13 protein-coding genes are annotated in these 15,965 nt (G+C 58.7%); 4 read left to right on the forward strand and 9 right to left on the reverse strand.

Annotation, left to right across the window (positions count from 1 at the left end; genetic code table 11):
- Positions 1-240: 240 nt before the first annotated feature.
- The 4 genes from NQF87_RS06955 to NQF87_RS06970 all read left to right on the forward strand — a co-directional run bounded on the left by NQF87_RS06955 (position 241) and on the right by NQF87_RS06970 (position 9,668).
- Positions 241-1,443, forward strand: a complete 1,203-nt coding sequence (locus tag NQF87_RS06955; RefSeq protein WP_266127701.1) for an efflux RND transporter periplasmic adaptor subunit — start codon at positions 241-243, stop codon at positions 1,441-1,443.
- A 60-nt stretch (positions 1,444-1,503) separates the two neighbouring features.
- On the forward strand, positions 1,504-4,695 hold the full coding sequence (locus tag NQF87_RS06960) for an efflux RND transporter permease subunit (RefSeq protein WP_266127702.1): 3,192 nt from the start codon (positions 1,504-1,506) through the stop codon (positions 4,693-4,695).
- Entirely contained in the window at positions 4,692-7,955 is a 3,264-nt protein-coding gene (locus NQF87_RS06965; protein ID WP_266127703.1) for an efflux RND transporter permease subunit, read from the forward strand. Before NQF87_RS06960 ends, NQF87_RS06965 begins: the two co-directional genes overlap by 4 nt.
- Positions 7,956-8,147: 192 nt before the next feature.
- On the forward strand, positions 8,148-9,668 hold the full coding sequence (locus tag NQF87_RS06970; protein WP_266127704.1) for an efflux transporter outer membrane subunit: 1,521 nt from the start codon (positions 8,148-8,150) through the stop codon (positions 9,666-9,668).
- A 348-nt stretch (positions 9,669-10,016) separates the two neighbouring features.
- On the opposite strand, the gene rplQ is transcribed toward NQF87_RS06970, so the two are convergent.
- From rplQ to rpsE, 9 genes are all read right to left on the reverse strand, one after another.
- A complete protein-coding gene (gene rplQ, locus NQF87_RS06975; RefSeq protein WP_266127705.1) occupies positions 10,017-10,433 on the reverse strand; it encodes a 50S ribosomal protein L17 in 417 nt (138 codons plus the stop codon).
- Positions 10,434-10,476: 43 nt separating this feature from the next.
- The gene (locus tag NQF87_RS06980; protein ID WP_266127706.1) at positions 10,477-11,496 is read right to left on the reverse strand and encodes a DNA-directed RNA polymerase subunit alpha; all 1,020 of its coding nucleotides are present in this window, start codon (positions 11,494-11,496) and stop codon (positions 10,477-10,479) included.
- A 143-nt stretch (positions 11,497-11,639) separates the two neighbouring features.
- Entirely contained in the window at positions 11,640-12,032 is a 393-nt protein-coding gene (gene rpsK / locus NQF87_RS06985; protein ID WP_043557862.1) for a 30S ribosomal protein S11, read from the reverse strand.
- A 50-nt stretch (positions 12,033-12,082) separates the two neighbouring features.
- Complete coding sequence (rpsM, locus tag NQF87_RS06990; protein WP_043558318.1) at positions 12,083-12,460, reverse strand: 30S ribosomal protein S13; 378 nt, start codon at positions 12,458-12,460, stop codon at positions 12,083-12,085.
- A 204-nt stretch (positions 12,461-12,664) separates the two neighbouring features.
- Positions 12,665-13,243 (reverse strand): adenylate kinase, encoded by a 579-nt coding sequence (locus NQF87_RS06995; RefSeq protein WP_266127707.1) that lies wholly within the window; start codon positions 13,241-13,243, stop codon positions 12,665-12,667.
- Positions 13,240-14,616, reverse strand: a complete 1,377-nt coding sequence (secY, locus tag NQF87_RS07000) for a preprotein translocase subunit SecY (protein WP_266127708.1) — start codon at positions 14,614-14,616, stop codon at positions 13,240-13,242. Before secY ends, NQF87_RS06995 begins: the two co-directional genes overlap by 4 nt.
- 94 nt (positions 14,617-14,710) lie before the next feature.
- Positions 14,711-15,199, reverse strand: coding sequence for a 50S ribosomal protein L15 (gene rplO / locus NQF87_RS07005; RefSeq protein ID WP_266127709.1), 489 nt, complete (start codon positions 15,197-15,199; stop codon positions 14,711-14,713).
- Between the two features lies 1 nt (position 15,200).
- Positions 15,201-15,392: a 50S ribosomal protein L30 gene (gene rpmD, locus NQF87_RS07010; RefSeq protein ID WP_077396243.1), complete on the reverse strand. Its 192-nt coding sequence runs from the start codon at positions 15,390-15,392 to the stop codon at positions 15,201-15,203.
- Positions 15,385-15,954, reverse strand: a complete 570-nt coding sequence (gene rpsE / locus NQF87_RS07015; protein WP_099026819.1) for a 30S ribosomal protein S5 — start codon at positions 15,952-15,954, stop codon at positions 15,385-15,387. Before rpsE ends, rpmD begins: the two co-directional genes overlap by 8 nt.
- Positions 15,955-15,965: the final 11 nt, after the last annotated feature.

Here is a 15,965-nt window from a genome sequence, read left to right on the forward strand (position 1 = left end):
GGGCCACTCCGTACCTTGTACGAACGAGTACCGCCCAAGGAATATGCACCCCACATGCGCGCTCTTCAAGGGGGGAGTTAAGCCTCTTCTGAGGGGAGAGAAAAATATATTTTTACAAAAAATACAGAATATTAAGCTGCAATTCTGCTCTACTCCCTCTACCATGCCCCGAGCTTCCTAGCAATGTGTTCGTATTATATATAGACTTTCACCGTCCCTACCACAGGAGTACCATACCACATGAGTGCTGCCCCATCTATGGAAACCGGTCCTGCCAGAAAGGGGAAGAAATGGTGGTTCGTCGGGGGTATCCTGCTACTGGTCGGCCTCTTTTTCATCCTGCACTCATACAACGGTGACAGACCGATCACCCGCAGTCATGGCGAGGTGCCACAGGCCGTGGCCGTCGAGGCTGCCCACCGGGCGGACATGCCTGTCGTCCTGCAGCTACTCGGTACGGTTGTACCTGTCACCAACGTGACCATCACCCCCCGTGTCAGCGGGCATATCCTGGCCGTCTATTATCAGGAAGGACAGCATGTCCACCGTGGTGACGAGCTGGAACTGATCGACCCCCGCCCCTACGTCGCCACGCTGCACCAGTATCAGGGAACGCTGGATGCGGACCGTGCCCAGCTGGCCAAGGCCCGGGTGGACAATGCCCGTTACCAGAAACTGATAAAACAGAACTCCACCTCCGCCATGACGGCCCGGGACCAGGAATTCACCGTCAAGCAGCTGGAAGGACAGGTCGCCTTTGATGAGGCCAATGTCCTCAATGCGGAGCTGAACCTCATGTACTGCCACATCATCGCCCCGGTGGATGGCAGGGTCGGCATCCGTGCGCTGGACGTCGGCAACTACGTCACTGTCGGCCAGTCCGGCGGCCTGACGACACTGACACAGATGCAGCCCATCTCCGTCATCTTCACCCTGCCCCAGAACAACCTGCCTGAAGTGCAGGAACAGCTGAACACCCATCCCCACCTGACTGTGGAAGCATGGAGCAGCGACAACACCCGCAAGCTCGCCTCAGGAACGGTCAATGCGCTGGACAGCCAGATCGACACCGCCACGGGAACCGTGCGCCTGCGTGGCATTTTCCCCAATGAGAATGAACGCCTCTTCCCCAACGAGTTCGTCAATGCCCGCCTGCTGGTCCAGACCCTGAAGAATGCGCTTGTCGTCCCCGGCAGTGCCATACAGACAGGCCCTGACGGTGCCTTCGTCTATGTCGTGCAGAAGGACATGACCGTCGCCATCCGCCCCGTGGAGGTCGGCCATAATGACGACCACTATACCGTCATCAATTCCGGCATCCAGGAAGGGGACAGGGTCGTCACGGACGGCATCAACCATCTCCGCCCCGGCAGCAAGATCGTCATTGCGGCCGGTCCCGGCTCCACACTGGGCGGGGCCGACGCCCCGGCACGTCACCACTGATGAAGGTCAACACTCTCCACCCCCGCCTCCTGCCCGCACGCTGACCGGAACCATGAGCCTGTGAATCCCTCACGTCTCTTCATCGAACGCCCCGTTGCCACCAGCCTGCTCATGCTGGCCATCATGCTGGCTGGCGTGCTGGGCTATCTCTTCCTCCCCCTGTCCGCCCTGCCGGAAGTGGAATACCCCACCATCACGGTTTCCACCTTCTATCCCGGTGCCAGCCCGGACGTGATGAGCACCTCCATCACGGCCCCGCTGGAGACACAGCTGGGCCAGATGGCCGGGCTGGACCAGATGACATCCCAGTCCTCCGGCGGGGCCTCCGTCATCACGCTGCGTTTCAAGCTGAACATGAAGATGGACATTGCCGAGCAGGAAGTGCAGGCAGCCATCAACAATGTCGGCTCCCTTCTGCCCAACGATCTTCCGGCACCACCGATCTACGCCAAGGTCAACCCGGCTGACACGCCCGTCATGACACTGGGAATCACCTCCCGCATCATGCCGCTGCCGGAGGTGGAGGATTACGTCAACACGCGGCTGGAACAGAAGATCAGCCAGATTTCCGGCGTCGGGCTGGTCACGCTCTCCGGCGGCAACCGCAAGGCCTACCGGGTGCAGATCAACGTGCCCAAGCTGACATCCTACGGCATTGCACTGGATACGGTACGGACCATCATCGGCACGGTGAACGTCAATTCCCCGACCGGAACATTCGATGGCCCCCAGCACGCCACCTCCCTGCGGATTGACGGGCAGATACAGTCCGTCGGACAGCTGATGAATCAGGTCATCGCCTACCAGAATAACGGGCCGATCCGCCTGCGGGATGTCGGACGTGTCGTGGAAGGGGCGGAGAACAGCCAGCTTGCCGCATGGGCCAACAAAACACCGGCCCTGATCCTCAACATCCAGCGTCAGCCGGGGGCCAATGTCATTGCCGTGGCGGACAACGTACGGGCCATCCTGCCCCGCCTGAAGCAGGACCTGCCACCGGGCATCGACATCATTCCGCTGACGGACCGGACAACCACCATCCGGGCTTCCGTCAAGGATGTGGGGTTCGAGCTGGTCCTGGCCATGCTGCTCGTGGTGGGGGTCATTTTCGTCTTCCTCTGCAACGTCCCGGCCACCATCATCCCCGGCCTGTCCGTTCCCCTGTCGCTGATCGGCACCCTGTCGGCCATGTACATGCTGGGTTTCTCGCTGGACAATCTGTCCCTCATGTCCCTGACCATCGCCTCCGGCTTCGTGGTGGATGATGCGATCGTGGTCATCGAGAACATTTCCCGTTTCGTGGAGGCCGGAGAGGATCGCTACAGCGCGGCCCTGAAGGGGGCAAAGGAAATCGGCTTCACCATCATCTCCCTGACCGTGTCGCTGATTGCCGTGCTCATTCCCCTGCTCTTCATGAGTGACGTGGTGGGGCGTCTCTTCCATGAATTCGCTATGACACTGGCCATCACCATCAGCATCTCGGCCCTTGTCTCCATCACGCTCGTCCCCATGATGTGCGCCCGCATGCTGACCGAGCGCAGAACCGACAGAGACGGCCAGCCGCGGAAGAAACCCAGCCGTCTGGCCGGATTTGCCCGGAAGACCAACCAGCTCATGGACTGGTGCATCAGCCACTATGACCGTGCCCTGAATGTGGTCCTCCGCCACCAGCCCCTGACCCTGCTGACCACACTGGCCAGCATCGTCCTGACGGGCGTACTGGCATGGTCCATCCCCAAAGGCTTCTTCCCGCCGCAGGATACCGGCGTCATCCAGGGCATTTCCGTCATGCCCGCCAACATCTCCTTTGAAGGCATGAAAAAGAAACAGGCCGAGCTGGGGGCACGCCTCATCAATGACCCGGATGTCGTCAGCCTGTCCTCCTTCATCGGCATTGACGGGCAGAACATGACGCTCAATTCCGGCCGCTTCCTCATCAATCTCAGGCCACAGGAAAAGCGGACCAGCTCACTGGCTGCCATCCAGGCACGGCTGGAGAAAGAGGCCGTGACCCTGCCCGGCGTTCATCTCTATACCCAGCCCGTACAGGACCTCTCTCTGGAATCTTCCGTCTCGGCCATGCAGTACCAGTTCATGCTCGAGACACCCGATTATGGTGATTTCGCCCTCTGGGTACCCCGCTTCCTCGATGCCGTGAAACATGAACCCTCACTGAGCGGCATCACCTCCGACCTTCAGGCGGACGGGCTGACGGCCATGCTCACGCTGGACCGCACGAACGGTGCCCGCTATTCCATCACGCCGCAGACAGTCGACAACCTGCTTTATGACAGTTTCGGCCAGCGGCAGGTCTCCACCATCTATACGCAGTCCAACCAGTACCGTGTCATTCTGGAGACCGACCCCCGCTTCCAGACGCATGAAAGCAGCCTGTCCCAGCTTTACCTCCCCGGCATTTCCTCCGAGGCCGGTGGCAGCACGAGCGGCCCCAGCCGCCAGCCCACATCAGGGCTTGTCCCCCTTCTTCAGGTCACAAACCTGACCCGCATCGTCTCGCCACTGCTCATCACCCATTATGGCCAGTTCCCCGCCACGACCATTTCCTTCAACGTAGCCCCGCATCACGCTCTGGGTGAAGCCACGACAGCCATCGAGCATATCCGTGAGAAGATCGGTCTGCCCGCCACATTCCAGACGGCCTTCCAGGGGACGGCCGCCGCCTTCCAGAACTCCCTGAGAAATGAGGTGGGGCTGGTCGTGGCGGCTCTCGTGGCTGTCTATATCGTACTGGGTGTCCTGTATGAGAGCTTCATTCACCCGGTGACCATCCTCTCCACCCTGCCCTCCGCAGCCATCGGGGCACTGCTGGGGCTGTACGGGTTCGGCATGCCGCTGGACATCATGGGCATCATCGGAATCGTGCTGCTGATCGGCATTGTGAAGAAAAACGCCATCATGATGATCGACTTTGCCCTCCAGGCAGAGCGTCAGGATGGCCTTCCCCCGCTTGAGGCCATCCGTCAGGCCGCCCTGCTGCGGTTCCGTCCGATCCTCATGACGACCCTTGCCGCCCTCTTCGGGGCACTGCCGCTGCTGCTCAGTGAAGGCACGGGGGCCGAACTGCGCCGTCCCCTGGGGGTCGCCATCGTCTTCGGGCTGATGCTCTCCCAGCTTCTCACCCTCTTCACCACGCCGGTCATCTATCTTTTCATGAACCAGTGCAGCCTGGCGGTGAAGGGCCTCATCGGCAGACGCTTCAGCGGGAATGGTCTTCCTGCTGATACACAGTGACGCTGATACGTCTCTTCGTCACACGGCCTGTTGGCACGGGCCTCATGACGCTGGCCATGTTTCTGGCCGGCTGTATCGGTTATCTGAATCTCCCCGTCTCTGACCTGCCGAATGTCGATTTCCCGGTTGTCATGGTCATTGCCAACCAGCCGGGCGGCTCCCCTTCCGAAATCGCCAGCACGATTGCCGAACCGCTTGAACGCCATCTGGGAGCCATTGCCGGAATAAGGGAGATCACCTCCCAGTCCACCGTGAACCAGACCCGGATTCTTCTCCAGTTCGATCTCTCACGGAACATCGACAGTGCCGCAAGAGACGTCCAGTCCTCCCTGCGGGCGGCCCGACAGGACCTGCCCACAACCTTGCGCAGCGACCCCAGCTACATGAAGGCCAATGCGAACGGGCCACCCATCATGGTCCTGACGCTCACCTCCTCCACACGCACCCCCCAGCAGCTCTATGATTTCGCCAACAATGTCATCATGCCCGGTCTCAGTCAGGTGGAAGGCGTGGGCAATGTGGACATTCATGGCAGTGCCCTTCCTGCCGTGCGGGTGGAAATCAACCCGCTGCGTCTTTTCCGCTATGGCATCGGCTTCGAGGACATCCGGGCGGCCCTGACCTCCGCCAACGCCCATACGCCCAAGGGCTTCATCGAGCTTCAGGGCACGCGCCTCATTCTGGCCACCAACGATCAGGCCACCGAGGCCAGTGCCTATCGGTCACTCGTTGTCGCCTACCGCAACGGCCAGCCTGTCCGCCTCTCCGACGTGGCAGACGTGGTGGACAGTGCCGAAGACCTCCGTCAGGCCGGTTACGTCAACGGCGAACCGGACATCATCTGTACCGTCTACCCCCAGAGCGGGGCCAACGTCATCCAGACAACCGATGAGCTGAAGGCCCGCCTGCCCACCCTGCGGGCAGCCCTGCCGGGCAACACGCAGCTGGACCTCCAGCTGGATCGTTCCGTCACCATACGGGCCTCTCTTGCCGATACACAGCGGACCCTCATTCTGGCCGTCATGCTGGTCGTGCTGGTCGTACTGCTTTTCCTCAGGGATGCCGTCTCCGTCCTCATCCCGGCTGTTGTCGTTCCCACCTCCATCGTCACCACCTTTGCCCTGATGCAGCTGCTGGGGTACCAGCTCGACATCATGTCGCTCATGGCCCTGACCATCGTGACCGGCTTTGTCGTGGATGACGCCATTGTCGTGCTGGAAAACATCACCCGCCACCGGGAAATGGGCAAACCCGCCCGACAGGCCGCCATAGACGGGACAGGGGAAGTCATCTTCACCGTCATTTCCATCACGCTGTCCCTGATCGTGGTCTTCGTGCCCATCCTGCTCATGGAAGGCATCTCCGGCCTGTTCTTCCATGAATTCGCCATGACGATCATTCTGGCACTCTGTGTCTCCATGATGCTGTCCCTCAGCCTGACCCCCATGCTCAGTACCCTGCTTTTCTCCACGAAGGAACGCCTGCCCCAGTCCGGCTCAGGCCCTCTCCGGCGTGGCCTGAGCTGGTGCGGTGACAGGCTGGACCGGGGCTTCCAGCACCTGGCGGCGGGTTACATGCGGTCACTCCATGCCGTGATGCGCCATCCGGTGCCTGTGCTGCTTTCCCTGCCGCTCAGTCTGGTTCTGGCAGGCTGGCTCTTTACCACTCTGCCCAAGGAGCTTTTTCCCCAGCAGGATGAGAGCATGATCATGGGGCGGCTGGTGGCGGATCAGGACATTTCCTTCCATGCCCTTCAGGCCCTGACCATCCGGGTGGAAAAACGGCTGGCAAAAGACCCGGACATCGTCAGTGTCATCGGGGGCCTCGGCAAGCGGTCCGCCAATTCCGTGAACCTGTTCGTCACGCTGAAACCGAAAAGCGAGCGGCCGCACGACATCTCCGTCACCATCAACCGGCTCAACCATATCTTCCACCGCAAGGCCGGTTTCTCCATCCGGCTGCGCCTACCCAGCATGATTGGTGGTGGAGCACGCTCGACAGATGGGGCCTACCAGTACAGCCTTCAGGGCAACTCGGCTGAAGAGCTGTACCAGTGGACGCCCCGGATCGTGGAGGCCCTCTCCCATCTGCCCATGCTGGCAGACGTGACCTCCGACATGGAACAGGGCGGCCAGGGCATCACGCTGGCCATCACCCGTGATCTGGAAGCCCGTTACAACATCACGCCCCAGCTGGTCAGCAATGCCCTTTATGATGCCTTCGGCCAGCGGGCGGCTTCCGTCATTTACGGACCACTCAACCAGTATCGTGTCATCATGGAAGCCGCCCCCACCTTCTGGGCCGATCCAGCCTTTCTGGAGCAGATGCGTGTCAGCGTCACGGGTGGAACCGCCAACGGGGCCTATGCCTCCAACAATATCCGGGTACGGGCCAGTGCGGCGTCCGCCACCCTGTCCCAGAGCCAGCTTTCCTACATGAACTCCGTAGCCAATGCGCTGGCTGGAGGGAAATCGGCATCCAACGGGTCCGCCGTCACCACCAGAAGCGAGACGATGGTGCCCCTGCCACTTCTGGGGCCACTGCGCCCCGTCAATGCCCCGCTTTCCGTCAATCATCAGGGGCAGTTTGTCGCCACGACCATTTCCTTCAATCTGGCACCGGGGGCCTCTCTGGGGCCAGCCATACAGGCCGTGGACGCAACCATGATCCGCCTGCACCTCCCCAGTGACATACAAGGCGGTTTCACCGGCAATGCGGCCAACCTCAAGAAATCCGTCAGCCGGGAGCCACTGCTCATCCTTGCCGCTCTGGTGGCTGTCTATGTCGTGCTGGGCATCCTGTATGAAAGCCTGATCCATCCACTGACCATTCTCTCCACCCTGCCTTCGGCAGGCGTTGGTGCTCTCCTGGCCGTGGCCATTTTCGGCCAGCCTTTCTCGCTCCTGACCCTGATTGGCGTCATTCTGCTCATCGGCATCGTGAAAAAGAACGCCATCATGCTGATCGATTTCGCCACCCATGCCCGCCATCAGGGAAAAAATGCAGAAGACGCCATTCTGGATGCCAGCCATCTGCGCTTCCGCCCCATTCTCATGACAACCTTTGCAGCGGCCCTAGGAGCTGTTCCCCTGCTCATTGAGGGCGATTACGGCAGTGAAATGCGCCAGCCTCTCGGCCTGTCCATTCTTGGTGGACTCTGCCTCAGCCAGCTGCTGACCCTCTATACAACCCCTGTCGTCTATCTCTCACTCGACCGGCTGAGCCAAATAGAAAAAGCACCATTTATCAGAAAGTTATAAGCCGATCCATCAAATCAGATAAGCTATTTTTCTAATTCTAGGTACCGACGACCACCTCATCATGACAGAGGAATAAATACCATCCGTTAGTAAACTTTTTTAAGAAGTAATAATGATAAAAAATCTCCTACCATCTGGTATAGTGCCCTACGATGCAGAAAATCTTTCACCCATCATAACATCCGGATGTTCATGTCGTTCCCCTTTCGTGCTGTTTGCACCGCCGCCCTGACAACAGGCCTGCTCGCCACACTGGGAGGCTGTATGGTCGGGCCAGACTACCATAGACCCAAGGCGATCATCTCAGCCCGCTTCAAGGAAGCTCCCCCGCCCACCGGCTGGGAAAAGGCCAACCCGGCCATGAGCAACATGCCCAAGGGAGACTGGTGGCGGGTCTTCAATGATCCGACACTGAACCAGCTGGAGGAGCAAGTTGCCAGCTCCAACCAAAGCCTGAAACAGTATGAGGCGCAGTACCGCAAGGCACGGGCCATGATCGACTCCGTGCGGGCCAGCCTCTTCCCGACCCTCAACGGCAAATTCGGCTTCAACCGCAACTCCAGCGGGGGGAGGACCATCAGCGGGCTGAATGCCGAACCGCACACCTTCACCACCACGACCAACACCTGGACGATGGGCCCCAGTGCGAGCTGGACGATCGACGTCTGGGGCATGATCCGGCGTCAGATAGAACAGCAGGTCAGTTCCGCCCAGTCCAGCGCAGCACTGATGGCTAACATGCAGCTCTCCTACCAGCTGGAACTGGCCACGGACTACATGAACCTGCGCTATCAGGACAGCCTGATAGACCTGTTTGAGCGCAATGTGGGCCTCTACAAGCACAATCTTGAAATTCTCAGCAACCAACTGGCAGCAGGCGTTGCTGACCCGACCAGTGTCCTCCAGGCCAAATATCAGCTGCAATCCACACAGGCGAGCCTCTCCAACGCCCATGTGGCCCGTGCCCAGTATGAACACGCCATTGCCGTGCTGATCGGCCGTCCGCCGGCTGACCTGACCATCCAGCACGCACCTCTGCCCTCCACCCTGCCGCCCATTCCCCGCTTCCTGCCCTCTGATCTGCTCCAGAGACGCCCGGACATTGCTCAGGCTGAACGGGAGATGGAGGGTTACAATGCGGAGATCGGCTACGAGATCGGAGCCTTCTACCCGCAGATCACACTGTCAGCCAGTTATGGCTATAGCGGTAACCCGCTGGAGCATCTGATCCAGCTTGCCACCCGTACATGGTCTCTCGGAGCCGCCGCCAGCGAGACCCTCTTCAATGGTGGTGCCCGCTCGGCCGCCGTGCGGGAAGCTGAGGCTGACTATGACAATTCCGTAGCCAATTACCGGCAGGTTGTCCTGAAGGCCCTGCAGGATACGGAGGATCAGCTTTCCAACCTGCATTATCTGGGCGACCAGATGACGTACCAGAATCAGGCCGTGGACAGTGCCCAGAAAGCTGTGGAAGTCTCCATGAATGAGTATCTGGCCGGAACGCAGATTTATACCACCGTCATCTCAGCACAGCAGATGGCCCTGCAATATGAAGAAACACGCCTGCAGATACAGCAGCAACGCCTCATAAGCGTCATCCGCCTCATCACCGACATTGGCGGCGGCTGGGATACGAGCCAGCTACCCTCCAAGGATTCTCTCCAGACTGACAACCCGTTCGTGCCCAGCTTCATCCAGAAAGACAAGAACTGAAGTTCCGGGCACAAAAAAAGCACTTTTCTCCGCTCTGGAGGAAAGTGCTTTTTTGCTGAAGGGCAATGCCCCTCTGCTTCAGGAAGAAGACTTCTCCCGACACGATGTTTTCTTTCGCCCCAGAAGCACCCCTACAAAAAAAGCAAACCCGGTCCATCCCCAGGGATGATCCATCACCAGGTCTTCGATTGCATCGGTCACCAGTCCACAGAATGGACGGCATGCATGTTTCAGATCATCAGAACTCATGGCGTTACCTGCTTTTCTGTCGGGTACTCTCACCCCGTGAAAAAAGGCCGATGCCTGATGGCACCGACCTTTCCTTTATTCTCCTATTGGAGAAAAAGCTCAAGCAGCTTCCTGTTCTTCTGTCTGAACAGCACCGCTATCCTTGCCCTTGGCTTCAACATTGCGGTCGACCAACTCGATCACGGCCATGTCGGCATTGTCGCCGTAACGCACGCCAGCCTTCAGCACGCGGCTGTAGCCACCGGCACGGCTGGCGTAACGCTGACCCAGCTCGGAGAACAGCTTGGCAACGATGGCATCATCACGCAACTGCGCAAAAGCCTGACGGCGGGCATGAAGCGTGCCACGCTTTGCCAGTGTGATCAGCTTCTCGACAACCGGACGAAGCTCCTTGGCTTTCGGCAGTGTTGTGGAGATCTGCTCATGCTTGATGAGCGCAACAGCCATGTTGCGGAACATCGCAGCGCGATGAGTGGAGGTGACGCCAAGTTTACGTCCGCTCAGATTATGACGCATTTTGTTTCCCTAATCCTTTACCCGAACTTCCCAGCCGGGGTTCTTAGAATGTCTCGTCAAGACGCCGGGCCAGATCGTCGATGCTCTCCGGCGGCCAGGCCGGGACATTCATCCCCAGCGACAGCCCCATGCCTGTGAGCACTTCCTTGATCTCATTCAGCGACTTACGACCAAAATTCGGAGTCCGCAACATTTCCTGCTCGCTCTTCTGCACCAGATCGCCAATATACACGATATTGTCGTTCTTCAGGCAGTTTGCACTACGCACGGAAAGCTCAAGCTCATCCACCTTGCGCAGAAGGTGACGGCTGAACGGCAGATCATCCTGCGGCTCTTCATTCTGAACCGGACGAGGCTCATCGAAGTTGATGAAGAGCTGGAGCTGATCCTGCATGATGCGGGCAGCCAGTGCCAGAGCATCTTCCGGAGTCACGACTCCGTTTGTCTCAACACTCAGCAGCAGCTTGTCATAGTCGGTGACCTGACCGACACGGGTCGGCTCCACCTTGTAGGAAACACGCTGCACCGGTGAATAGATCGCATCAATGGGGATCAGGCCGATCGGGGCATCATCCGGACGGTTGGCAGAAGCAGGAACGTAGCCCTTGCCCATGTTCACCGTGAATTCCATGCCAAGCTTGACATCATCATCAAGCGTGCAGATCACCAGGTCCGGATTCATGATCTCAATGTCATGGCCCGTCTGAATCTGTCCGGCTGTCACCTCTCCCGGCCCTGTGGCCGTGAGAACCATACGCTTCGGCCCTTCACCATGCATCCGCAGAGCAAGCTGCTTCACGTTCAGCACGATGTCAGTCACATCCTCACGCACTCCCGCCACAGACGAGAACTCGTGAAGAACCCCATCAATCTGGATGGCCGTGACGGCAGCACCCTGAAGAGAGGAAAGAAGAATACGGCGCAGGGCATTGCCCATTGTCAGGCCAAAGCCACGCTCGAGCGGCTCTGCAACAATGGTTGCCATGCGGGAAGGAACCGGGCCAGGCTCGACTTCAAGCTTCTCCGGTTTGATGAGAGACTGCCAATTTTTCTGGAGAACCAAGATCATGGCCTTTCAAACAACGAAGCCCGCCACAGGATGGCGGTGCCAGGCCCGCACTTATCGTGCGGTACGAACTCACCAAGGTCAATCTGGCTGCACCATCCATTCGTGACAGCCAGACCCACCAGTTTCAGGCGTCCAGATCAGACGCGGCGACGCTTACGCGGACGGCAGCCATTGTGCGGGACCGGCGTCATGTCGCGGATGGATGTGATCGTGAACCCGACAGCCTGAAGGGCACGCAGTGCGCTCTCACGCCCTGAACCGGGACCGGAAACCTCGATCTCCAGTGTCTCCATGCCATGCTCACGAGCCTTGCGGCCAGCATCCTCGGCAGCCACCTGGGCAGCATACGGGGTGGACTTGCGGGAACCCTTGAAGCCCTGTGCGCCGGAGGAAGACCATGCGATAGCATTGCCCTGGGCATCAGCAATCGTGATCATCGTGTTGTTAAAGGTGGAAAGAACGTGAGCAACACCAGAAATGATGTTTTTACGCTCCTTCTTACGGATACGCGGTGCGGCAGCCTTGGCCATAATATGCTTGTCCTACTAAATCTGCGATAGCGTGAAAGAAGCGATGCCTATCAGCGTGTCGCTTTCTTCTTACCTGCAATGGCAACAGCCTTACCCTTGCGGGTACGGGCGTTGGTATGCGTACGCTGACCACGAACCGGCAGACCACGGCGATGACGCAGGCCACGATAGCAGCCAAGGTCCATCAGACGCTTGATGTTCATCGCCGTCTCACGACGGAGATCACCCTCCACACGATAATCACTGTCGATCAGGTCACGGATCTTCGTCACCTCATCGTCAGACAGTTCATTCACGCGCTTGGCATTGTCGATACCGAGCTTCTCACAGATAGCCTGTGCGCTCGACGGACCAATGCCATAAACATAGCGCAGACCGATGACCACCCGTTTGTTGGTCGGAATGTTTACGCCGGCAATACGTGCCACGCCAATTCTCCCATCCACACGGTTCACAACCGTGTTTACAAAAATCTTTGTCTGACCGGACCATGGCCGCTCACCGGCGTCGGTCCCCAGAACGATTCCAGCCCTGTGACCAAGACCATAACGTTCATCTCATGCTGGGCGAATATACTGCCCTGCCAGACAAGTCAAACATTAACGATCACTTTTCCGTGATCAGCTCATTTCTCAGGAAGCTGCCTGATCCAGAATGGCATCAATCGCCTTCCCGACCAGCTCGACATCCTGCATTCCATCCACACGCTTCAGGCGACCATGCTGCTCATAATAGGGCAGAATAGGAGCCGTCTGCTTACGGTACACATCCAGACGTGAACGGACGACATCCGGCTGGTCATCAGCCCGACGGGAACCATCCTCATGCTGACGCTCGGAGAGACGCTTCACCAGTGCCTCTTCCTCAACCTCAAGAAGAATGACGGCATCAATCTTAAGATTCTGTTCCTTCAGCATGGAATCCAGAATCTCGGCCTGACTCTCCGTACGGGGAAAACCGTCAAGGATGACCCCACCCGCACAGTCAGGCTGGGCAATCCGGTTCTCAATCATCTGGACGATGATCGGATCAGGGACGAAATGCCCCTTCTCCATCAATTCCTTCACCTGCAGGCCGATCGGAGACTGGGCCTTCACCTCGGCACGCAGCATGTCCCCTGTAGAGATCTGCTTCATGCCCCGGCTGGCTTCCAGTCGCTTGGCCTGCGTCCCTTTGCCCGCACCCGGCGGGCCAAGAAGAATGATATTCAACGTAAATTCCTTCTTTCCCTGCCAGTCCGGCTGCGTGTCCCCTTGCGGCCCCGCTGCTTGCGGATCAGACCCTGATACTGATGCGCCACCAGATGGGACTGCACCTGTGTAACGGTATCAATCGTCACCGAAACAATGATGATCAGGCTGGTACCACCAAAATAGAACGGCACATTGTACTTGTTGATCAGGAACTGCGGCAGCAGACAGACCAGCACCATATAGGCAGCACCAATGGTCGTCAGCCGTGAGAGAATCTGATCAAAATAACGGGCTGTATTGGCACCCGGACGGATGCCCGGCACAAAACCGCCCTGTTTTCTCAGATTCTCGGCCGTTTCCTCCGGATTGAAGGTCACCGCTGCATAGAAATAGGAGAAGAAAACGATCATGAAGGCGTAGAAGGCCATATAGAGCGGCTGCCCCTGAGAGAGCCACTGCCCGATACGCCCAAGCACCCCACCATTATTATGCATGAAACCGGACAGGGTTGCCGGTACCAGCAGCACGGATGACGCAAAGATCGGCGGAATGACGCCCGCCGTATTGACCTTCAGCGGCATATGCGTGGAATCACCGCCATAGATGCGGTTGCCCACCTGACGCTTGGGATACTGGATCACCACACGCCGCTGCGCCTGCTCCATGAAAACAATGAAGGCGATGACCGCCAGTGCCAGCAGCAGGAAGACCACGACGAAAATCGGAGACAAGGCCCCGGTCCGTCCCAGTTCCAGCAGGCTGCCCAGAGCATGGGGCAGGTTGGCAACGATACCCGAGAAAATGATCAGCGAAATGCCATTGCCAATCCCTCGGGACGTGATCTGCTCACCCAGCCACATCAGGAACAGGGTTCCTGTCACCAGCATGACAACATAAGAGACGAGGAAGGTCGGCCCCGGTGAAATCACCGCACTCAGCCCTGCCTGCGTATGCAGACTGCTCAGCCCCATGGCAAAGCCATAGGCCTGCACAATGGCGATCAGAACCGTCAGATAGCGGGTGTACTGGTTGAGTTTCTTGCGTCCACTTTCCCCTTCTTTCTTCAGTGCCTCCATGGAAGGCAGAGCCGTTGAAAGAAGCTGGATGATGATGGATGCACTGATATAGGGCATGATGTTGAGGGCGAAAATCGTCATGCGCGCCAGCGCACCACCCGTGAACATGTCCAGCATGCCCAGGATGCCACCCTGATGCTCCCCGACAAGCTGCCCCAGCACGGACGCATCAATACCTGGAACCGGGATGAATGTTCCCAGTCGATAAACAATCAACGCACCCAGTGTAAACCAGATCCGTTTCTTCAGCTCCGTCGCCTTCGCAAAGGCACCCATATTCAGGTTACCGGCCAGCTGTTCTGCGGCAGAAGCCATCTCCCCGTCCTTTCATGAAAACAGCGTCACCGCACACAGTACGGGACGCTGTTCACTAGTTCACCGTCGTCCCAGCAGGCTGGGCAGGACAGGCTCAGGCCTCAGCCTGAGCTTCCTTCTTCACAGCAAGAACTTTCACAGAGCCACCGGCCTTCTCAACCGCAGCCACAGCCGCAGCGGAAGCACCAGCAACCTCAAAGTTCACGCCCTGAGACAGTTCACCTTTTGCCAGAAGCCGGACGCCGGCAACCTTGCGGCTACCAATCAGACCAGCCGTGCGCAGTGCTTCCTCAGTCACAGGGGCGGAAGCGGAAAGCTTGCCAGTTTCCAGAGCCTTGCTCACTGCACCGATATTGACCGCCGCATATTCCTTACGGAAGATGTTGACGAAGCCACGCTTCGGCATACGACGGTAGATCGGGAGCTGACCACCCTCAAAGCCATTGATGGACACACCGGAACGGGCCTTCTGACCCTTGTGACCTTTCCCGGAAGTCTTGCCCTTACCGGAACCGATACCACGTCCGAGACGCTTCTTGCGATAGCGAGCCCCGGCGTTATCACGCAATTCATTCAGGTTCATATCAACCCTCCACCTTCACCAGGTGGGACACCTTGCGGATCATGCCACGGACAGAAGAGGTATCCTCCAGCTCACGGCTGGAACCGATGCCACGCAGGCCCAGCCCCTTCACCGTCTCCGCCTGACCCGGTTTGGAGCCGATCACTGAAGCGATCTGCGTCACCCGGATTGTCTTGCCTTTTGTCTCAGACATTGGCAGCCTCCGTTTCTGACTGCTCACGACGTCCGAACAGCTCGAATGTCTTCTTGCCACGGCGTGCCGCCACCTGACGCGGGCTGCTTGCACGCTCGAGAGCGTCAAAAGCGGCCTTGATCATGTTATGCGGGTTCCGGGTTCCCAGGCTCTTGGCAACAACGTCGCTCACGCCCAGGCTCTCGAAGACCGCACGGATCGGACCACCAGCGATGATCCCCGTACCGGCCTCAGCCGCACGCACGACAACTTCACCAGCACCGAAGCGGCCCACTGCATCATGATGCAGGGTACGGCCCTCTTTCATCGGTACACGGATCATGTTGCGGCGGGCACGCTCGGTTGCTTTACGGATGGCCTCAGGCACCTCACGTGCCTTGCCGGCACCGTAACCGACGCGGCCCTTCTGGTCGCCAACGACGACCAGAGCAGCGAAGGCAAAACGCCGACCACCCTTAACAACCTTGGCGACACGGTTGATGGTTACCAGCTTGTCAACCAGCTCATCACCCTGCTCGCGCTCACGACCACCACGGCCGCCTTCTCTTGGCTCACGTGCCATGTGTGATCCTC

This window comes from Bombella dulcis (assembly GCF_026385505.1).
Taxonomy (GTDB): domain Bacteria; phylum Pseudomonadota; class Alphaproteobacteria; order Acetobacterales; family Acetobacteraceae; genus Bombella; species Bombella dulcis.